Annotated in this window: 16 protein-coding genes; 10 read left to right on the top strand and 6 right to left on the bottom strand. The window is 63.9% G+C overall.

Annotated elements, in window-relative coordinates; genetic code table 11:
* Nucleotides 1-153: 153 nt before the first annotated feature.
* The 6 genes from AHA_RS10035 to xseA all read left to right on the top strand — a co-directional run bounded on the left by AHA_RS10035 (nucleotide 154) and on the right by xseA (nucleotide 6,794).
* Complete coding sequence (locus AHA_RS10035; protein ID WP_202795501.1) at nucleotides 154-2,022, top strand: potassium transporter Kup; 1,869 nt, start codon at nucleotides 154-156, stop codon at nucleotides 2,020-2,022.
* 251 nt (nucleotides 2,023-2,273) lie between these two features.
* Nucleotides 2,274-3,077, top strand: coding sequence for an energy transducer TonB (locus AHA_RS10030; RefSeq protein WP_011705857.1), 804 nt, complete (start codon nucleotides 2,274-2,276; stop codon nucleotides 3,075-3,077).
* Between the two features lie 2 nt (nucleotides 3,078-3,079).
* Entirely contained in the window at nucleotides 3,080-3,835 is a 756-nt protein-coding gene (locus AHA_RS10025; protein ID WP_011705856.1) for a MotA/TolQ/ExbB proton channel family protein, read from the top strand.
* A complete protein-coding gene (locus AHA_RS10020; RefSeq protein ID WP_011705855.1) occupies nucleotides 3,835-4,254 on the top strand; it encodes an ExbD/TolR family protein in 420 nt (139 codons plus the stop codon). Before AHA_RS10025 ends, AHA_RS10020 begins: the two co-directional genes overlap by 1 nt.
* A 138-nt stretch (nucleotides 4,255-4,392) precedes the next feature.
* Entirely contained in the window at nucleotides 4,393-5,322 is a 930-nt protein-coding gene (locus AHA_RS10015) for a DMT family transporter (protein WP_011705854.1), read from the top strand.
* Nucleotides 5,323-5,429: 107 nt separating this feature from the next.
* The gene (xseA, locus tag AHA_RS10010; RefSeq protein ID WP_011705853.1) at nucleotides 5,430-6,794 is read left to right on the top strand and encodes an exodeoxyribonuclease VII large subunit; all 1,365 of its coding nucleotides are present in this window, start codon (nucleotides 5,430-5,432) and stop codon (nucleotides 6,792-6,794) included.
* 71 nt (nucleotides 6,795-6,865) lie between these two features.
* Here xseA and hutW read toward each other — a convergent pair whose 3' ends face one another.
* On the bottom strand, nucleotides 6,866-8,236 hold the full coding sequence (gene hutW, locus AHA_RS10005) for a heme anaerobic degradation radical SAM methyltransferase ChuW/HutW (protein WP_164927614.1): 1,371 nt from the start codon (nucleotides 8,234-8,236) through the stop codon (nucleotides 6,866-6,868).
* Between the two features lie 262 nt (nucleotides 8,237-8,498).
* Between hutW and AHA_RS10000 the strand changes: the two genes are divergently transcribed.
* Nucleotides 8,499-10,094, top strand: a complete 1,596-nt coding sequence (locus AHA_RS10000) for a methyl-accepting chemotaxis protein (protein WP_026080109.1) — start codon at nucleotides 8,499-8,501, stop codon at nucleotides 10,092-10,094.
* 87 nt (nucleotides 10,095-10,181) lie between these two features.
* Here AHA_RS10000 and aroG read toward each other — a convergent pair whose 3' ends face one another.
* From aroG to AHA_RS09975, 5 genes are all read right to left on the bottom strand, one after another.
* The gene (gene aroG / locus AHA_RS09995) at nucleotides 10,182-11,237 is read right to left on the bottom strand and encodes a 3-deoxy-7-phosphoheptulonate synthase AroG (protein ID WP_011705850.1); all 1,056 of its coding nucleotides are present in this window, start codon (nucleotides 11,235-11,237) and stop codon (nucleotides 10,182-10,184) included.
* A gap of 213 nt (nucleotides 11,238-11,450) precedes the next feature.
* The gene (aroA, locus tag AHA_RS09990; protein WP_010633771.1) at nucleotides 11,451-12,734 is read right to left on the bottom strand and encodes a 3-phosphoshikimate 1-carboxyvinyltransferase; all 1,284 of its coding nucleotides are present in this window, start codon (nucleotides 12,732-12,734) and stop codon (nucleotides 11,451-11,453) included.
* A gap of 171 nt (nucleotides 12,735-12,905) precedes the next feature.
* Complete coding sequence (gene serC / locus AHA_RS09985; protein WP_011705848.1) at nucleotides 12,906-13,994, bottom strand: 3-phosphoserine/phosphohydroxythreonine transaminase; 1,089 nt, start codon at nucleotides 13,992-13,994, stop codon at nucleotides 12,906-12,908.
* Between the two features lie 223 nt (nucleotides 13,995-14,217).
* Nucleotides 14,218-15,144 carry an electron transfer flavoprotein subunit alpha/FixB family protein gene (locus tag AHA_RS09980; RefSeq protein WP_011705847.1) on the bottom strand — a complete coding sequence of 309 codons (927 nt, stop codon included), beginning with the start codon at nucleotides 15,142-15,144 and terminating at the stop codon, nucleotides 14,218-14,220.
* A 100-nt stretch (nucleotides 15,145-15,244) separates the two neighbouring features.
* Nucleotides 15,245-15,994: an electron transfer flavoprotein subunit beta/FixA family protein gene (locus AHA_RS09975; RefSeq protein ID WP_164927613.1), complete on the bottom strand. Its 750-nt coding sequence runs from the start codon at nucleotides 15,992-15,994 to the stop codon at nucleotides 15,245-15,247.
* A gap of 124 nt (nucleotides 15,995-16,118) precedes the next feature.
* On the opposite strand from AHA_RS09975, the gene AHA_RS09970 reads away from it, so the two are divergent.
* The 3 genes from AHA_RS09970 (at nucleotide 16,119) to corA (ending at nucleotide 19,229) form a co-directional block, all read left to right on the top strand.
* Nucleotides 16,119-17,762 (top strand): electron transfer flavoprotein-ubiquinone oxidoreductase, encoded by a 1,644-nt coding sequence (locus tag AHA_RS09970; RefSeq protein WP_011705845.1) that lies wholly within the window; start codon nucleotides 16,119-16,121, stop codon nucleotides 17,760-17,762.
* A gap of 11 nt (nucleotides 17,763-17,773) precedes the next feature.
* Complete coding sequence (locus tag AHA_RS21855) at nucleotides 17,774-17,869, top strand: 4Fe-4S dicluster domain-containing protein (RefSeq protein ID WP_218568037.1); 96 nt, start codon at nucleotides 17,774-17,776, stop codon at nucleotides 17,867-17,869.
* Nucleotides 17,870-18,281: 412 nt separating this feature from the next.
* Nucleotides 18,282-19,229: a magnesium/cobalt transporter CorA gene (corA, locus tag AHA_RS09965; RefSeq protein ID WP_011705843.1), complete on the top strand. Its 948-nt coding sequence runs from the start codon at nucleotides 18,282-18,284 to the stop codon at nucleotides 19,227-19,229.
* The last annotated feature ends 70 nt before the right edge of the window (nucleotides 19,230-19,299 follow it).

Below are 19,299 nucleotides of genomic sequence, written 5' to 3'. Positions count from 1 at the left end.
TCCCCCTCAAACACTAAATCCAGCAGGGCAACATCCGGGCTGTGTCACCCAACCCGGCACTCCAAACGCAGGGACCTTTTCGTGGTGCGGGTTTCCTTTGTGCCTGTGCCTGCGTATCATGATTAACAGTCTGAATTGAAATGGAATTTCATGATGAGCCACGGACACCAGCAAGGGCGCATGGCCATTACCCTGGCGGCACTGGGGGTCGTCTATGGCGATCTCGGCACCAGCCCGCTCTATGCCCTCAAGGAGAGCTTCGCCGGACACCTGGGTCTGCAGCCCACTCCGGAGGGGATCCTCTCCATCGTCTCCCTCTTCTTCTGGACCATCATGATCGTGGTCTCATTCAAATATGTGCTGCTGGTGCTCCGGGCCGACGACAAGGGAGAAGGGGGGATCCTCACCCTCGCCTCCCTGGCCTCCCGCCGCCTCCCGGCCAAGCCGCGCGCCCTGCTCATGCTGCTCGGTCTGGTCGGCGTGGGGCTGTTCATCGGGGATGCGGTGATCACCCCCGCCATCTCGGTGCTCTCGGCGGTCGAAGGGTTGCAGGTGATCACCCCGGAGCTGGCGCCGTTCGTGCTGCCCATCACCCTCACCGTGCTGGTGATCCTGTTCGGGGCCCAGCATTACGGCACCGCCGGCATCGGTCGCCTGTTCGGCCCCATCATGCTGCTCTGGTTCGGGGTGCTGGCGGCGCTCGGGGCCTATGAGATCGTGCAAAACCCCGCCATCCTGCAGGCCGTCAACCCGCTCTACGCCCTCGATTTCATGGTCAGCCGACCGGGTATCGCCTTCATCACCCTGGGAGCCGTCGTGCTCTGCGTCACCGGGACGGAGGCGCTCTACGCCGACATGGGCCACTTTGGCCGTGGCGCCATCCAGCTGGCCTGGGGTTCTCTGGTAATGCCCGCCCTGCTGCTCAACTACTTCGGCCAGGGAGCCCTGCTGCTGCGCAATCCCGCCGCCATCGAAAACCCCTTCTACCTGCTCGCCCCCTCCTGGCTGGCCTTTCCCCTGCTGATCCTCGCCACCCTGGCCACCGTCATCGCCTCCCAGGCGGTGATCTCGGGCACCTACTCGGTGGTGCGCCAGGCCATTTTGCTCGGCTACCTGCCCCGTCAGGAGATCCGCCACACCTCGGAGCACGAGATAGGCCAGATCTACCTGCCGCTGGTGAACTGGCTGCTGCTGGGAGGCATCATCATCGTCATCATCTGGTTCCAGAGTTCAAGCAACCTGGCCGCCGCCTACGGCATCGCGGTGACCGGCACCATGGCACTGACCACTTTGCTGCTGATGGTGGTAGCCGCCCGCCGCTGGAAGTGGTCGCGCTGGCTGATTGCACTGATATGCGCACCGCTGCTGCTGGTCGATGTCACCTTCTTTGCCGCCAATACCACCAAGTTTCTGGCCGGTGGCTGGCTCCCCATCCTGTTTGCGCTGCTGGCCATCATAGTGATGACCACCTGGAAGCGCGGACGGGAGCTGGTGCTCGACAAGCTGGAGCACAAGTCACTGGCGCTGAAGGGGTTTGTCGACAACATGCAGGCACACCCGCCGCTGCAGGTCCCCGGCACCGCCGTGTTTCTCTCCAAATCGGTGCAGGTGGTGCCCCACGCCATGCTGCACAACCTCAAACACAACAAGATCCTGCATGAACGGGTCATTTTCCTGACCGTTCAGATCAAGGACGAGCCCTGGCTCTCCTTCAAGGAGCGCATCGAGCTCACCCACCTTGGCGAGGGGTTCTGGCAGGTGGTCGCCCACTTTGGCTACAAGGAGGTGCCCTCCATGGAGGAGATCTTCCAAGCCTGCGCTCAGGAGGATTTGAAGGTCACCATGGCCAAGACCTCCTTCTTCCTCTCCCACGAGAATCTGGTCAGCACCGATCTGCCTGGCATGGCACGCTGGCGAGAAGGCCTGTTCGTCTGGATGAACCGCAACTCCCTCAAGGCGACCGACTTCTTTCATATTCCCGCCAACCGGGTGGTGGAGCTGGGGGTATTGCTGGAGCTGTGACGCTGCCAGCCAACAGGGGGACAAGACCGGTGCCGGCCCACACCGCTCAACCCGTTGCCAGCCGGGAACGCCACTGCCCGGTCCGGCTTCTTATTGCCTGCGAGCCAGCCTCACCACGATTAAAATGCGATTGATAATGGTTGTTGTTTATGATTCTCGTTATCAGGCATGCTAGCGGCCTGACGCCTGTTCTGGCGCCTTCACACTAGCCGTTTGAGTATGAATATGAAGACCTGGAAGGGAGACAAGTGATGGACTCCTGCAGCCCGAGACCAACACTGCCCGCCAACGATCCCGACGCCGCCCGTCTCGTTTGCCTTGCCATCGCGATCGCCCTGCATCTTGCCGCCTTCTGGTGGCTCTATGCGCACCAGCCCGCGCCCATCACCCTGCCCTTGCCGCTGACCCTGTCGGCCCGCTGGGTTGGCGAGGCAGCGGCCAATGATGCACCAGCCAAGGCGGCCCCGGCTCCTGCTCCCACAGTGCAGCACGTACAAAAAGTGCAGCAAGTACAAAAAGTGCCGCAAAAAGCCAAGCCGTTGCCAACCCCCAAAAAACCGCCGCTCAAGCCAGTCAAGAAAAGCGTCAAGCCGGTGGTCAAACCGCTTAAAAACCGTACCCCGCCGGTGCAGCCCGCCAAGGTCATGCCGGTGAGCAGTCCGCAACCGCCGGTCACTGCGCCCGCCCCTGCGACGACGGCAACGGCCACACAGGCGAGCGGCGGAAGTACCAGTCAGAGTCCTGCCCACAAGGCTGGCGGAGGCGCGGGCAACAGCGCCCCCATCGCCCGCGATGCACGGCTCAACAACCCCGAGCCCCAATACCCCTATGAGTCGAGACGACGGGGAGAAGAGGGGCGGGTCATCCTCAATGTGCGGGTGACGGCAGAGGGCACCGCCGCCTCGGTGGAGGTGGACAAGAGCAGCGGCTATCGGCGGCTGGACATGACGGCCCGCAAGACCGTCAGCCGCTGGAAATTCATTCCTGCCAAACAGAACAACGTGGCCGTCGAGGCCTCGGCAAAAGTCACCATCATTTTCAAATTAAGGGCTTGAACATGGATCCTGAAATCGCAAGCAACGGCATGGGCATCGCCCACCTGCTCAGCCAGAACAGCGGTGTGGGGCTGATCCCCTTCATCCTGCTGGTATTGATGTCCCTTGGTACCTGCTACTACGCCCTGCTCAAGGGCTATCTCGCACAGCGAGAACAACGCCTCAACGCCCGCTTCATCGCCGATTTCTGGCAGCACGACAGCGTGCAGGAGATGGAGCGCCAGTTGGCCCACCTGCCGCCGCAGGAAGCCTATGGCCGGCTGACCGGCGCCGCGTTGGCGGCCGTGGCCCAGCTGAACCGGGCCGAGGAGCGTGCGGTCAGCTGCAAGCTGGGCTCGCCGGATGAATATCTGCTGCGCGCCATGCGCCGTGCCATCACCCAGGAGCGGGTGCGGCTGGAGCAGGGGCTGGCCTTCCTCGCCTCGGTGGGCTCGGCAGCCCCCTTCATCGGGCTGTTCGGCACCGTCTGGGGCATCTACCACGCCCTGCTGGCCATTGGCGCCGCCGGTCAGAGCAGTCTGGACAAGGTCGCCGGCCCCGTGGGCGAGGCGCTGATCATGACCGGCTTCGGCCTCGCGGTCGCCCTGCCGGCCGTGCTCATCTACAACTTCTTCGTGCGGCGCAATCGCCTCAGGCTCGCGGCGCTGGAGGAGTTTGGCCACGACCTGTTTACCCTGCTGGTGACCGGCTTCGAGCAGGTCGCCACCAACAACGTCACCCCGCTGGTCGAGCGGGAAACCAGACAGGGGCGCGGCTGATGGCATTTGGCAAACTGTCGGACGAGGGGGACGATCAACCCCTCTCCGAGATCAACATGATCCCGATGATCGACGTCATGCTGGTGCTGCTCATCGTCTTCATGATCACCGCCCCCCTGCTCACCAACGCGGTCAAGCTGGAGCTGCCCGAGGCCAGCAGCCAGCTCAACCAGCCAGACAAGCAGGACATCAACCTCGCCATCGATGGCGCCGGCAAGATCTACTGGAACGATCAAGAGGTCGACGAGGCAGCCCTGCTCGCCAAGATGGAGAGCGCCGGCCAGGCCGAGGGGGAGCTGCCCGAGATCCAGCTGCGCATCGATCGCAAGGTGGAGTACGGCATCATCGCCAGGGTGATGGCCCAGGCCTCCCAACACGGCCTGCACAAGATTGCCTTCGTGAGCCAGCCGGAGCCGTAACGCTCCCGTCACCCACACACCGGTACGCCAGGGCATGGATGCCCTGCTGCCATCCAGGCAGTTGCCAGCACAGGCACCTTGTCGGCATCATGCCGATGCAGCGCCAATATTGGCCACCATCACCTCAAGGACGACACCATGAAACCTGCCGATTATGGGCGCCTGCTTCTGCTGGCCGCCATCTGGGGCGCCAGCTTCCTGTTCATGCGCATCGCAGCCCCGGCGTTTGGCGCCGTCAACACCACCTTCCTGCGGGTCCTGTTCGCCCTCATCGGGCTTGCCGTCATGCTCCTGCTGCTGCGCGCCCCCATGGGGTTTCAGGGCAAGCTCAAGTCCGCCATGCTGCTCGGCGTCATCAACTCCGCCATCCCGTTTCTGATGTACGCCATCGCCGCCCTCTGGCTGCCGGCCGGCTACTCGGCCATCCTCAACGCCACCACGCCGCTGATGGGGGCCCTCATCGGCTTTTCCTGCTTCAACGAGCGCCTTGACAGGCGCAAATGGCTGGGGGTGGTATTGGGGGTGATCGGGATCAGCCTCATCACCACCACCGGCGAGGTGAGTGCCGGTGGGCATCTGCTGCCCGGGGTGCTGGCCTGCCTGTTTGCCACCGCCTGCTACGGCCTCGCCGGTTTTCTCACCCGCAGCTGGATCACCCATCGCGGCGGGCTCGATGCCAAGCTGGTGGCCTTTGGCAGCCAGCTGGGTGCCAGCCTGTTCCTGCTGCCCTTTTTCGCTTACCAGCTGGCGGCCAGCCCCGCGGTCGACTGGGCCGTGCCCACCGCCTGGGCCAGCGTGCTGGCGGTCGGCGTGGTCTGCACCGCCCTCGCCTATCTGCTCTATTTTCGACTGATCGCCGATATCGGCCCGCTGCGCAGCCTCACCGTCACCTTCCTCATTCCCCCCTTCGGCATCTTGTGGGGCGCGCTGGTGCTGGGCGAGACCTTGAACCAGGGCTTCGTGCTGGGGGGCCTGGTCGTCTGCCTCTCGGTCTGGCTGGTGACCAGCCAGGCCAGCCCCCCGGCAGTTCAGGCCCGGGCGCAGCCTCAGGATCCGGACGCACGCTGAACCCGACAGGGCCAGCGCCGCTCGGCGTTCGCCCCGAACTGCGTTAAGATGGCGCCATTGTTTTATGCCCCCGCCCCCAAGGCGGGGCACACAGTGCAGGACCAGCCTTGAACTACCGCAACGAACCGAGTCAAAGCAGACAACAGCAGGTCTTTACCGTCACCCGCCTCAACAGCGCCGTGCGCATGATCCTGGAGCAGGATCTGGGGCTGGTGTGGTTGACCGGCGAGCTCTCCAACCTGGCGATGCCAAGCTCCGGCCACTGGTACTTCTCGCTCAAGGACATGTCGGCCCAGGTGCGCTGCGCCATGTTCAAGGGCAACAACCGGCGGGTGGCCTTCCGCCCGCAGGATGGCATGCAGGTGCTGGTACAAGCGCGGGTCTCGCTTTATGAGCCGCGCGGCGACTACCAGCTGATCATCGAATCGATGCAGCCGGCGGGCGACGGCGTGCTGGCGCTGCGCTTTGAGGAGCTCAAGCGCCGCCTCGGCGCCGAGGGGTTGTTTGACGAAGGGCGCAAGCGGCCGCTGCCGCGTGAACCGCGCGCGGTGGGCCTCATCACCTCCGCTACTGGTGCTGCCCTGCACGACATGCTGACGGTGCTGAGGCGCCGCGCGCCGGATCTGCCGGTGTTTATCTACCCGACCCAGGTGCAGGGCAGCGCCGCCATCGGCCAGATCGTCTCTGCCATTGCCCTGGCCAACCGCCGCGCCGAGGTGGATGTGCTGATCGTCGGGCGCGGCGGCGGCTCGCTCGAAGATCTCTGGTGCTTCAACGAAGAGGCGGTGGCGCGCGCCATCGCCCACTCCGCCATCCCGGTGGTGAGCGCGGTAGGCCACGAGGTGGACGTCACCATCAGCGACTTTGCCGCCGACTTGCGCGCCCCGACCCCGTCGGCGGCGGCCGAACTGGTGGCGCCGGATCAGAGCGCCCGTGCCCAGCGCCTCGCCCATCTCAAGCAGCAACTGCTGCAGGCGATGAACCGCCAGCAGACCGCTGCCCGCCACGATTTCATCCTGCTGCAAAAGCGGCTCGACCATCAGGATCCGAAGCGGCGGCTGGAGCAGCAATCCCAGCGCCTCGACGAGCTCTCCGCCCGCTTGCAGCAGCTGATGAACCACAAACTGCATCAGGGGGAGCGGCGCCTCGCCAATCTGGAGCTGCGCCTGCAGGGCAAGAGCCCGGAGCGCTTGCTGGCCGCCGGCAAGCGTCGCCATCAGCTGGCCGAGGAGCGCCTCCATGCCCTCATCGCCAAACGCCGGGATCTGGCCGACCACCGCCTCGCCATGCTCAGCGCCCGCCTCGACGGGGTGAGCCCGCTCGCCACCCTGGGGCGCGGCTACTCCATCACCCGCACCCAGAGCGGTGAGGTGATCAGCCGCGCCACCCAGGTCGATGCCGGCCAGACGCTGGTAACCCAGCTTGCAGAGGGGCAGCTGTGGGTGCGGGTGGAAGAGGTCCACCAGCCATAACGAACAAGGGGGCACATCAGGTGCCCCCCCTTGTTTCTCATCTCTTTGCCCGGCCCTCTCGACCAACGCACTCACACCAGCGAATGGCGCACCGCCTGCGCCGGATCGGCAGGTGACGTACCCGACCCCGCCAGCGGGTTGAGCTGCAAGTATTCAAACAACCCGGCCTGCAGATTGACGTTCCAGAAGCGCCCCGCCAGGGTGAGCTCGAGCCGCCCCTCGCTCAGCGTTGCCAGCCCGTGCTGCTGCCAGGCCTCGAACAAGGGTTGCAGATGTGCCCGCAGCGGCATCGGCAAGCGGGCCAGCGCCAGCCAGCCGCTGTCGAGTGCGCCGCGCAGCAGGCCATCGAGGCGGCCATTGGGGTTGCGCCCCATCACCATGCCGGGGGCCCGCAGATCCGCCGCCAGCGCCTCGTGCCAGAGCGCCAGATCCCGGCCATACATGAGGCCGTGCCCATGCACGTTGCCGCCGGCCCCGGCCCCGAAGGGGAGGATCTCGGCGCCGCGCTTGGCCATCTGGTTGTAGCGACTCTGCTCGGCCTCACCGCGCCGCCAGTGGCTACAGGAGAGCCGCTGCCAGCCCCCCTGCTCCAGCGTCTGGGCGCCATAGGCATACATGGCGGCCCGCTGCTGGCCGTCGGCGGCCCAGCCGAGCTTGCCCTTCGCCTCGGCACGGGCCAGATTGGTGCCGGCCATGGCGATGAGCTGATAGAGATCCACCCCGTGCACCCCGCTCGCCATCACATCCGCGATGTCCTGACGCCACACGGCATCATCCTGACCCGGCAAGCCGAAGATGAGATCGGCCACGATCACCGCATCGTCGTGACGGGTCAGCTCCCCCAGCCGGATCAGCAGGGTCTCCCGGTCGTCGAAGCGGGCCGCCTCCTGGCGCACCTCGGTATCAAAGCTCTGCACTCCGAACGAGAAGCGGTTGAAGCCGCCCGCCAGCGCACTGTGCCACTTGGCATCATCAAAGCCGTTGAGGCGCCCCTCCAGGGTCACCTCCGCATCCGAAGTCAAAGGAAAACGACGGATGGCGGCGGCCAGCATCGCCAGCTCGTCGGCGCTCATGTCCGTCGGCGTGCCGCCCCCCACATAGACGGCCGTGAAGGGGCGGCTCTGGGTGAACGGTGTCTCAGCGGCCTGGGCGAGCGCGCGGCAGAGCGCGTTGACATAGCGGGTGATACGGGCCGGGTTGGCGCCATTTTCAAAGAAATTGCAGAAGCTGCAGCGCTTGCGGCAAAACGGGATGTGGATATAGAGCGCCCGCTCATCCACCTCGCTCTCGCGGTGCCACCAGGCTTGCCAGTCGGCATGGTCGAGGGTGAGCGGGCGCATGCCGCCGCGACTGGCGTGGGCCGAGGTCTTGGCGCCAAAGGCGAACTTGAGGGGATCCGGGGTGGCAAGACCGGTCATGGTCGGGGTCAGCTGTGGTGTCATCGCAGGCAAGGTTATCTGGTGAAATAATGCAAATGATAACCACTATCAATAAATACCAAGTTTGTGCTGGATCAACTCAACGACGAACAGCTCTCGTTTGCTACGCACCATTAACCTCCAACACAGATCCAGTTAACAGATAATTTACTCAAGATGAGGTAGGGTGTGCCGATAGAGAACCATCTCCCCCGTTCTGATGAGCGAGCGCGGGGAGAGTCATCAACCATTGACGATCGCTCACCTGCGCATGGACCTGCCAACGATGCAAAATCTGTCTCTGAACTGGAAAATCTTTCTCCCCCTCGCCCTGGTCATCGGCTGCACCTTCGCCCTCAGCTTCGAGCTCTCCGCCTGGCTGCAACGGGATCTCGCCATCCGGCTGGCGGGTGAAAAGGTGGAGAGCGCCGCCAACACCTACATGGATCAGCTCAACGTGCTGATGATGACGGGAGCCATCGCCAACCGCCAGATCGTGCAGACCAAGCTCAAGAGCGAGGCCGGCATCGTCGAGGCCCGTCTGATCCGCGCCCCGGCGGTGACCAGCCTGTTCGGCCCCGGCCATCCGGATCAGCAGATTGAAGACAAACTGGATGAGCGCGCCATCAACCAGGGCGAGACCATTCTCGAGCAGCAGGGCAACCAGCTCACCCTGATCAAGCCCTTCAAAGCCTACAAGGAGTACCGTGGCACCCAGTGCACCACCTGCCACCAGGTGGCGGAAGGTACCGTCATGGGGGCGGTACGCATCAGTTACGATCTCAGCCACACCTTTGGCGAGATCCATCGCAACAACCTGATCCTGAGCGGCAGCCTGGTGGCGGTGTTCGGGCTGGGCTTCGGCCTGCTGGGCTGGGTGCTGCAGCGCTACATCAAGCGGCCGGTACGCCATCTGCAACTGGCCATGACCCGCATGGCCAAGGAGCGGGATCTCTCCCTCCCCCTGATCAATCCCAACCGGGATGAGCTGGGCGAGATGACCCGCGCCGTCAGCGACATGGTGCAGGGGTTTCGCCACAGCCTGCAGGAAGTGGAAAGTGCCACCCACCAGCTCTATCAGGAGTCCAACCAGATCCGCCAGGTGGCGACCCAGACCGAAGGCTCGGCCCGCCAGCAGGAGAGCATGACGGTACAGGTGGCCGCCGCCGTGAGCGAGCTGGCCGCCAGCTCCCACGAGGTGCGCGAACACGCCCGCAAGAGCGCCGAGCTCTCCGCCCTCACCAACCAGGATGCGGCCAACACCAGTCGCCTCGCCCAGCACTCCATCAACGACATGGGCGAGATGTCGGCGGAGATCGAGCGGGTCGACAGGGTGATCCAGCAGCTCGACAACCGCTGTCTGGCGGTCGACGGGGTGCTGGAAGTGATCAAGGGCATTGCGGATCAGACCAACCTGCTGGCCCTCAACGCCGCCATCGAAGCGGCCCGGGCCGGCGAGCAGGGCCGAGGCTTTGCGGTGGTGGCCGACGAGGTACGCGCCCTCTCCAACCGCAGCCGCGCCGCCAGCGAGGAGATCTCCCAGATGATCGCCGCCCTGCAAAACGAGGCCCAGAGCGCGGTGTCGGTGATCGGGGATGCCAAGGCCAAGGCGGACGAGAGCATCCACAAGACAGAGGCGACCCTGGCCGCCATGCAGAACATCATCGGCCGCATCAGCAGCATCAACGATCTCAATGCCCAGATGGCGCAGTCCGCCGAGGAGCAGGACAGGGTCTGCAGCGAAGTGGACGGCTCGGTGAGCGACATTCGCAACACCTCCAACGATACTCTGGGCCAGGCCCACGCCGCCAACCTCGCCAGCGTCCAGCTGGTGGAGCAGTGCCGCAAGCTCGAGCAGTTGCTCAAGACCTACCGCTGGTAAGACGCAACGCTCCAACAAAAAAGCGCGACCCGAGGTCGCGCTTTTTATTGTCTTGCTGCTGCCGCAGGCAGCCAGGACAGATCAGGATCAGCCCGCGTTGCGAGTGGCTACCGCATCGGCCAGATTGCGCAGCAGGATTTCGGTGTCGGCCCAGCCGATGCAGGCATCTGTGATGCTCTGACCGACGGTGAGCTCGCACCCTTCCACCAGATCCTGACGCCCCTCCACCAGATGACTCTCCACCATGACGCCAAACACAGCCCGGCTGCCGGCACGCAGCTGACCGGCCACGTCCTCGGCCACCAGCATCTGGTTCTTGAACTGCTTGCTGCTGTTGGCGTGGCTGAAGTCGATCATCACCTTCTGTGGCAGACCGGCCTTGTCCAGCCCCTTCACCACCTCGTCCACGTGGGCGGCGCTGTAGTTCGGCTCACGACCGCCGCGCAGGATGATGTGGCAGTCCGGGTTGCCCCGGGTCGCGACGATGGCGGAGTGGCCGTACTTGGTCACCGACAGGAAGTGGTGCGGCGCACTGGCGGCTCCGATGGCGTCGATGGCCACCTTGATGGTGCCGTCGGTGCCGTTCTTGAAGCCCACCGGGCAGGAGAGACCGGAGGCCAGCTCGCGGTGCACCTGGGATTCGGTGGTACGGGCACCGATGGCGCCCCAGCTCATCAGATCCGCCACGTATTGCGGGGTGATCATGTCGAGGAATTCGGAGGCGGTCGGCAGCCCCATGTCGTTGAGATCCAGCAGCAGCTTGCGACCGATGCGCAGGCCGTCGTTGATCTGGCAGCTGTTGTCGAGGTAGGGGTCGTTGATCAGCCCCTTCCAGCCCACCGTGGTACGCGGCTTCTCGAAGTAGACCCGCATCACGATCTCCAGCTGGCCCTTGAGTTCGTCACGCAGCACCTTGAGGCGCTTGCCGTACTCCAGCGCGGCGGCGGGGTCGTGAATGGAACAGGGACCGATCACCACCAGCAAGCGCTGATCTTCACCGGCCAGGATCTGATGGATGGCCTGACGGGATTCAAAGACGGTACTTGATGCGGTCTCGGTGGCCGGAAACTTCTCAAGCACCGCAACCGGGGGCAATAACTCTTTGATTTCACTGATACGAACGTCGTCGGTTTGATGCTGCATGACAAGGCTTCCTGCTAGATGACTGCGATAAAGAAACTTCAATCTAGCCCGCACGGGCAGCGGTGTAAATAGAAAATTACATTATCTAGGAAGGAATTTTCTTATCCTGCCTTGCAAGTTTTGATAATACTGCTAGGCGAGGATGAGGAGAGGGGGGTAGCAGAGCGGGACAGCGCAAAGAAACAGGCCCGCAGCGAGGCGGGCCTGGGTTCATCACGCGCGCTGACTGATGCTGGCCAGCTTGTCGAAGTAGTCCGGGAAAGTCTTGGAGGTACAACCCGGATCATTGATGGTGACGGCGGTATCGGACAGCGCCACCAGCGAGAAGCACATGGCGATGCGGTGGTCGTTGTAGGTATCGATGGCCGCATGCTTGAGCTGCGCTGGCGGGGTAACGGTGATGAAGTCACGCCCCTCCTCCACCTCGACGCCCAGCTTGCGCAGCTCGGTCGCCATGGCGTGCAGGCGGTCGGTCTCCTTCACCCGCCAGTTGTAGATGTTGCGAATCGAGGTGGGCCCCTCGGCGAACAGCGCGGCCACGGCGATGGTCATGGCCGCATCGGGGATGTGGTTCATGTCCATGTCGATGCCGTGCAGCGGCGCCTGCTCGGCCTCGATGAAGTCATCGCCCCAGGTGATGCGCGCGCCCATCTTCTCCAGCACGTCGGCGAAGTGGATGTCGCCCTGAATGCTGTGCTTGCCGATGCCGGTAACCCGCACCTTGCCCTTGATGGCGCCCGCCGCGAGGAAGTAGGAGGCGCTGGAGGCATCCCCTTCCACCAGGAAGTCACCCGGGCTGACGTAGCTCTGGTTGCCCTTGATGTAGAACAGCTTGTAGTTGTCGTGCTCGATGACCACCCCGAACTGCTTCATGATGTGCAGGGTGATGTCGATGTAGGGCTTGGAGACCAGCTCCCCCTTGATGTGGATGCGGGTATCGCCCGCCGCCATCGGCGCCGCCATCAAAAACGCCGTCAGGAACTGGCTGGAGACAGAGCCGTCGACGTGCACATCGCCGCCCCATAGCCCCTTGGCATCCACCACCAGCGGCGGATAACCGTCTTTCTTCAGGTACTGGATATGGGCGCCCGCTTCGCGCAGAGCATCCACCAGATGGCCGATGGGGCGCTCTTCCATGCGCGGTTCCCCGCCCAGGGTGTATTCGCCGGAGCCCAGACACAGGGCGGCGCACAGCGGTCGCATGGCGGTGCCTGCGTTGCCGAGGAACAGATTGACCGGCTCCTTCACCGCGAAGCTGCGACCCAGACCGTGCACGGTGCACTCGGTCTTGTCGGCGGAGAGCTTGTACTTGACCCCGAGCTGGGTCAGCGCCGCCAGCATGTGACGAATGTCATCGCTGTCGAGCAGGTTGGTGAGCCGGGTGGTGCCACGGGCCAGGGCTGCCAGCAGCAGGGCCCGGTTGGACACGCTCTTGGAGCCGGGCAGATTGACCTCACCGGCCACACGAGAAATAGGTTCCAAACGCAACGAATTCATAGACTTCCTGTACGATCTCAAAAAAATGACCTGACCGGACGTTAGCAGCCCGCGCCCTGCTCGGCAAGACTGCGGGTGGCACAAAAGCAGGCGGCGGGGGCAGCCGGTCCGGCATCACGGAAAAAACAGACGCCGGGGAGTCCCCGGCGTCGGCAATCGGGGAAAAACGCCTCAGCCGTGGCGCTTGGCAAAGCCATCCATAAAGCTGACCAGCGCCTTCACCCCTTCCAGCGGCATGGCGTTGTAGAGGCTGGCGCGCATGCCGCCGACGATGCGGTGGCCCTTGAGTGCCAGCAGGCCGGCGGCTTCCGATTCGGCCAGGAACAGCTTGTCCAGCTCGGCATTTTTCAGCTGGAACGGGATGTTCATCCGCGAACGGCAGCTGGCATCCACCTGGTTGCCATAGAAGCTCGACTGATCGAGATAGCCGTAGAGGAAATCGGCCTTCTCCTTGTTGCGTGCTTCCATCGCCGCGAGGCCACCCTGTTCTTTCAACCACTCGAACACCAGCCCGGCCAGATACCAGGCGTAGGTGGGCGGGGTGTTGAACATGGAGTCGTTCTTGGCGGTGAGCTGGTAGTCGAAGATCGACGGCACGTCGGCGCGGGCCTGGTTCAGCAGATCGTCGCGCACGATGGCGATGGCCAGCCCCGACGGGCCGATGTTCTTCTGGGCGCCAGCATAGATGATGCCGAAGCGGCTCACGTCGATGGGACGGGAGAGGATGGTGGAGGAGAGATCCGCCACCAGCGGCACCTTGCCGGTTGCCGGGATGTCAAACATCTCGATGCCGTCGATGGTTTCATTCGGGCAGTAGTGCACATAGGCCGCATCGGCGCGAAACGCCGGGGTCGGCAGCAGGTGGGAGATGCCCTCGGCACTCTTGGCCACACCGTCAAAGGTCTGGATATCGCCGTACTTGCGCGCCTCGTCCACGGCACTCGCAGCCCAGACACCGGTCAGCAGATAGTCAGCCTTCTTGTTGGCGCCTCCCAGCAGGTTCATGGGCACCGCGGAGAACTGGCCACGGCCGCCGCCGTGCATGAACAGCACCTTGTAGTTGTCCGGCACCGCCAGCAGCTCGCGCAGATCGGCTTCGGCCTTGGCGGCGACCGCCATGTAGGGCTTGCCGCGGTGGGAAAGCTCCATGACCGAGGCTCCCAGCCCCTGGAAATTACAAAATTCGCGCTGGGCGCGCTCCATGACTTCGACCGGCAACATGGCGGGGCCGGCGCAGAAGTTGTAAATCTGTTTGCTCATGACGCTTTCCGTGAGTGGATGAGTGTGATCGTTGACTTGTCTGGTTTTACACAAGTGCAGCCCCCGGATCAAAGGCTTTTTGGGAGCTGGCTCAACCTTTTGTCGACCCACCGCTGGCGCAGTTGGCAGAAAAAAGCCCTGAACGGGTCAGGGCTTGCAGAGAACATGCGTGGAAACGGGCGCTTGCCGGTGCTCAATGCCCCCGGCCCCCTTTTTCACCAGGTTACAGCTTGGCGGTGAGCTCCGGCAGCAAGGTGAAGAGATCCCCCACCAGCCCGTAGTCGGCCACCTGGAAGATGGGGGCCTCGCTGTCCTTGTTGATGGCGACGATCACCTTGGACTCCTTCATCCCCGCCAGATGCTGGATGGCACCGGAAATGCCGACCGCGATGTAGAGCTCGGGGGCCACAACCTTGCCGGTCTGGCCCACCTGCAGATCGTTGGCGACAAAGCCCGCATCCACCGCGGCCCGCGATGCCCCCACCGCGCCGCCCAGCTTGTCAGCCAGCGCCTCGATCAGGGCGAACTGCGCCTTGGAGCCCAGTGCCCGTCCACCGGAGACCACCACCCGCGCCGCCGCGAGCTCGGGTCTGGCGGAGCGCACGGCTCGCCGTTCGATGAGGCGGGTACGGCAGGCCACCTCGCTCACCGGCAACCGCTCTACCTGAGCCTGGCCGCCGCTCGCCGCCTTGGCGAAGGCAGTGGGCCGGATGGTCAGCACCTTGATGGGGGCGCTGCTCGCCACCCGGGCCAGCGCGTTGCCCGCGTAGATGGGACGCAGGAAGGTATCACCGCTCTCGATGCCGGTCACCTCGGAGAGCATCTCCACCCCGAGCTTGGCCGCCACCCGGGGCAGCAGATCCTTGCCCTGGGTGCTGGCGGCCATCAGGCAGTGCTGATAATCCCGCGCGATATGGGCCAAGAGCGGATCGACCCCGTCGCTCAGCCCCTCCGCCAACATGGGGTGCTCGGCCAGCAGCACCCGGCTCACTCCCTGCAGGGCGGCGGCCTGCTCACCCGCCTCGGTCAGCCCCTGCCCCAGCAACAGCAGATGCACCTCGCCGCCCAGCTGGCTCCCGGCGGTGACCAGGCGGGCCACGCTGTCGGCCAACTGGCCCTGATGATGTTCGGCAATGATCAATACGCTCATGACTGCCCCTTGCTATCGTCCGTTGATGTCCCTGCCTGTGCGCCCATCACGCCCCCGAGCTTGTCGCCGGCGGGCGGGGTTATGTTGATTGCTGGCAGCATCAGAGTACCTTCACTTCGTGCTTGAGTTTGTCCAGCAGCTCGTCCACCGAGCCCACCATGATACCGGCGCTGCGGGCCGCGGGGGCCATCACCCCGAGCAGCCGGGTCTGAGCGGCCGGCTCGACGCCAAGGGCGGTGAAGGGCGCGCTCTCGAGCGGCTTGCGCTTGGCCTTCATGATGTTGGGGAGCGAGGCAAAACGCGGCTCGTTGAGGCGCAGATCCACGGTCACCACCGCCGGCAGCGGCATGCCGAGGGTCTCGAGGCCACCGTCGATCTCGCGGGTCACCTGCAATTCCCCCTCCACCAGCTTGATGGCGGAGGCGAAGGTGGCGAGCGGCCAGTCATTGAGGGCGGCCAGCATCTGGCCCACCTGGTTGTTGTCAGAATCGATGGACTGCTTGCCGAGCAACACCAGATCGGGCTGCTCCAGCTCGCACACCTGTTGCAGGGCGCGAGCCACGGTGAGCGGAGTCAGGGTCTCGCCAGTCACGTAATGACGCGCCCGATCCGCCCCCAGCGCCAGGGCGTGACGCAGTTGTTCGGCTGCCGCCTCGGGGCCGAAGGTCACCACCACCAGCTCGCTCGCCACGCCGGCTTCGCGCAGCCTGACCCCCTCTTCCACCGCAATTTCACAAAACGGGTTGATCCCCATCTTGACGTTGGCCAGCTCCACGTCTGAGCCATCGCTCTTGACCCGGACCTTGACGTTGTAATCCAGCACCCGCTTGACCGCGACCAGCAGCTTCATGACGCGCATCCCTCGCTTCTGTTGAGTGAATCCATGAAAACCCTCACATTTTTTTGCTTACATTTACTTTACGTTTACGTAAACTACCAGTACTACCCTAGGCCAAGTCGAGCACAGAGGCAAGATGGAACGCGAAGCAATGGAATTTGATGTCGTCATCGTCGGTGGCGGCCCGGCGGGACTCAGTGCCGCCATCGCCCTCAAACAACACAATGCCGAGCTGTCGGTCTGCCTGCTGGAGAAGGGGGCGGAGATCGGCGCCCATCTGCTCTCCGGCGCCCTGCTGGATCCCGTCGCCCTCAAGGAGCTACTGCCAGAGAGCTGGCAACAGGCCCCGCTCGGGGTCGAGGTCAACGACGATCAGGTGCACCTGCTGCAAAGCGACCGCCGCGCCCTGCAACTGCCCAACTGGGCGGTGCCGCCGCGCATGCACAACGAGGGCAGCCACATCATCAGCCTCGGCAACCTCTGTCGCTGGCTCGGTCAGCAGGCCGAACAGTTGGGAGTCGAAATATACCCGGGTTTTACCGCAAGCGAACTCATCATGGAAGCGGGACGGGTCAAGGGTGTGATCACCGGCGATCTCGGGCTGGATCGGGCGGGCAATCCGAAAGCGGATCACGTGCCCGGCATGGCGCTGCTCGGTCGCTACACCCTGTTTGCCGAAGGGGCGCGCGGCCATCTCGGCAAGCAGCTGATCGCCGACTTTCAGCTGGAAAACGCCGCCCAGCCGCAGCACTACGCCATCGGCTTCAAAGAGCTGTGGCAGCTCCCCCCCGGCCAGGGCAAACCGGGCCGAGTGCTGCACGGCAGCGGCTGGCCGCTCTCTGAGGGGAAGGAGGACAAGAGCCAGGGCGGCTTCTATCTCTATCATCTGGAGCAGGATCAGGTGGCGGTCGGTCTCATCGTCGACCTCAACTACCGCAACCCCTGGCTCAGCCCGTTTGACGAGTTTCAGCGCCTCAAGCACCACCCGCTCATCGCCGCGGCATTGCAGGGGGGCGAGCGCATCAGCTACGGCGCCCGCGCCATCGCCAAGGGGGGCTGGCACTCCCTGCCCCGCATGCACTTTCCCGGCGGCCTGCTCATCGGTTGCGATGCCGGCACCCTCGACTTCTCCCGTATCAAGGGGATCCACACCGCCATGAAGTCCGGCATGCTGGCGGCCAAGACAGTCGCCATGAGTCTGCGCGGCGGCGATGAAGGGGGCCGGGATCTGGCCGAATACGGCGATGCGCTGCAACAGAGCTGGCTGGCCCATGAGCTCAAAACAGCGCGCAATTTCGGCGCCGCCCTGCACCGCTGGGGCCCCTGGCTCGGTGGCGCCTTCAACTGGCTGGAGCAGCGGCTGTTTGCTCGCACCTCGCCGTTCACCCTGCTGGACAAGGAGCCAGACTACCGCCAACTGCGCATGGCCAGCCGCTGCCAACCCATCGACTATCCCAAGCCGGACGGCAAGCTCAGCTTCGACAAGCTCTCGTCTGTCTACCTCGCCAACACCAGCCACGACGAGGATCAGCCCTGCCACCTCAAGCTGCAGGATGAGACTATCCCGGTGGCGGTCAACCTGCCCACCTGGGCCGAACCCGCCCAGCGTTACTGCCCGGCCGGGGTGTTCGAGATCCTGGGTTCAGAGAGCCTGTCCCGCCTGCAGATCAACGCGGCCAACTGCATCCACTGCAAGACCTGCGACATCAAGGATCCGAGCCAGAACATCGTCTGGACGCCGCCGCAAGGCGGCTCTGGCCCCAACTATCCCAATATGTGATGGGACTGCCCATGCAGGTCAGTGGCGACAACAAGGATGCGCAGCCCTGGCACATCGTCTGGACGCCACCGCAGGGCGGCTGCGGCCCCAACTATCCCAATATGTGATGGGACTGCCCATGCAGGTCAGTGGCGACAACAAGGATGCGCAGCCCCAACACATCAAATAGAGGCGGTTTCCGGCACACGGCCGGGGGTTGTCGCAGGGCACTCGGCAGCCCACCATCCCGACCGGTGAACCTGACTCCTCCCGCGTGCCAAGGGGAATAAAGGAGGCGACGCCGGGATCACCCGTTTCGAGGTCGGCGTGGCTGCTCCGACCTCGCTGTTTTTTTGAGCGAACAGGCTGAACCTCCGATGAATAGGCCCTGACAAGCGCGGCCCGCCCCTGTATAGTTCGCCGCATTCAGGTTTCCATCGGCCCGTTCAGCTTGTCCACGGGATCGCTTTCTACGCGCTCTAAGGCCGCATGACCTGTGCAACCATCCCTGATTACCCATGACTTCTTAAGGGGGGACAGATGATCACCGCCTACATTCTCAATAACAAGGTACTGGACATAGTCACGCTCGGGCCTGACGACATAGTGCCTGACAACACCGTCTGGCTGGATGCCTACAAGCCGGACACGGCGGAACGAGAATGGTTGACGGGCCTGTTTCTGGAAGAGGTGCCCGACAAGGAGGAGCTGGATGACATCGAAGCATCCGCCCGTTTCTACTGGGATACCGACGGTCTGCACATTCACTCCCTGTTTCCCCAGCGGATCGGCCGTGACACCAAGGGTGTCCACGTCTCCTTTACCCTGCGCAACAACCTGCTGATCAGCATCCGCGAGGATGACATCGGTTTGGTGCGCCTGCTGCGCCACTACATGCGTCAGGATCGGCTGGAGGTGGAAGATGCCCTCGACATCCTGCTGGAGGTGCAGAACCTCAAGGTGGAATACCTCTCCGATCTCATCGAAGATGGTTACAAGACCCTGGAAAACACCGCCGATCAGATCTTCGAGCCGGATCAGATCAACCCCATGCTCAAGGAGTTGATGGCTCAGGAAGAGGCCAACGGCCAGATCCGTCTCTCCCTGCACGATACCCGTCGCGCCCTGCGCTTCTTGAAGCGCAGCCTGCGCCAACGGATGAGCAACGAGCAGAACAAGTGGATCGACGAGATGCTGCACGACGTGGAGTCCCTGTTGCCCCACACCCAGTTCCTGTTCGACAAGATCAACTTCCAGCTGGAGGCCTCCATGGGGGTCACCAACCTGGAACAGAACAAGGTGATCAAGATCTTCTCGGTGGCCGCGGTCATCTTCCTGCCGCCGACGCTGATCGCCAGCATCTACGGCATGAACTTCGGCCGCATGCCGGAGCTCGCCTGGGAGTACGGCTATCCGCTCTCCCTGGTGCTGATGGTGATGTCATCGCTCGGCACCGGTCTGTTCTTCAAGCGAAAAGGCTGGCTGTGACGCCGGCGGGCCGGCACGAAAAGAGATAAGCGGATTGGGGGGCATGGCCCCCCGATTAATTCCCGTCCCC

Source organism: Aeromonas hydrophila subsp. hydrophila ATCC 7966 (assembly GCF_000014805.1).
GTDB lineage: Bacteria > Pseudomonadota > Gammaproteobacteria > Enterobacterales > Aeromonadaceae > Aeromonas > Aeromonas hydrophila.
This window is presented reverse-complemented; position numbering and strand designations above follow the sequence as displayed.

Coding starts and splice junctions, on each gene's coding strand:
- serC (WP_011705848.1), bottom strand. CDS start 13,994: ATGAGCAAACAGATTTACAACTTCTGCGCCGGCCCCGCCATGTTGCCG.
- AHA_RS10030 (WP_011705857.1), top strand. CDS start 2,274: ATGGACTCCTGCAGCCCGAGACCAACACTGCCCGCCAACGATCCCGAC.
- aroA (WP_010633771.1), bottom strand. CDS start 12,734: ATGAATTCGTTGCGTTTGGAACCTATTTCTCGTGTGGCCGGTGAGGTC.
- AHA_RS10035 (WP_202795501.1), top strand. CDS start 154: ATGAGCCACGGACACCAGCAAGGGCGCATGGCCATTACCCTGGCGGCA.
- AHA_RS10015 (WP_011705854.1), top strand. CDS start 4,393: ATGAAACCTGCCGATTATGGGCGCCTGCTTCTGCTGGCCGCCATCTGG.
- AHA_RS09975 (WP_164927613.1), bottom strand. CDS start 15,994: ATGAAGCTGCTGGTCGCGGTCAAGCGGGTGCTGGATTACAACGTCAAG.
- aroG (WP_011705850.1), bottom strand. CDS start 11,237: ATGCAGCATCAAACCGACGACGTTCGTATCAGTGAAATCAAAGAGTTA.
- AHA_RS10025 (WP_011705856.1), top strand. CDS start 3,080: ATGGATCCTGAAATCGCAAGCAACGGCATGGGCATCGCCCACCTGCTC.
- AHA_RS10020 (WP_011705855.1), top strand. CDS start 3,835: ATGGCATTTGGCAAACTGTCGGACGAGGGGGACGATCAACCCCTCTCC.
- AHA_RS09980 (WP_011705847.1), bottom strand. CDS start 15,144: ATGAGCGTATTGATCATTGCCGAACATCATCAGGGCCAGTTGGCCGAC.
- AHA_RS10000 (WP_026080109.1), top strand. CDS start 8,499: ATGCAAAATCTGTCTCTGAACTGGAAAATCTTTCTCCCCCTCGCCCTG.
- corA (WP_011705843.1), top strand. CDS start 18,282: ATGATCACCGCCTACATTCTCAATAACAAGGTACTGGACATAGTCACG.
- hutW (WP_164927614.1), bottom strand. CDS start 8,236: ATGACACCACAGCTGACCCCGACCATGACCGGTCTTGCCACCCCGGAT.
- AHA_RS21855 (WP_218568037.1), top strand. CDS start 17,774: ATGCAGGTCAGTGGCGACAACAAGGATGCGCAGCCCTGGCACATCGTC.
- AHA_RS09970 (WP_011705845.1), top strand. CDS start 16,119: ATGGAACGCGAAGCAATGGAATTTGATGTCGTCATCGTCGGTGGCGGC.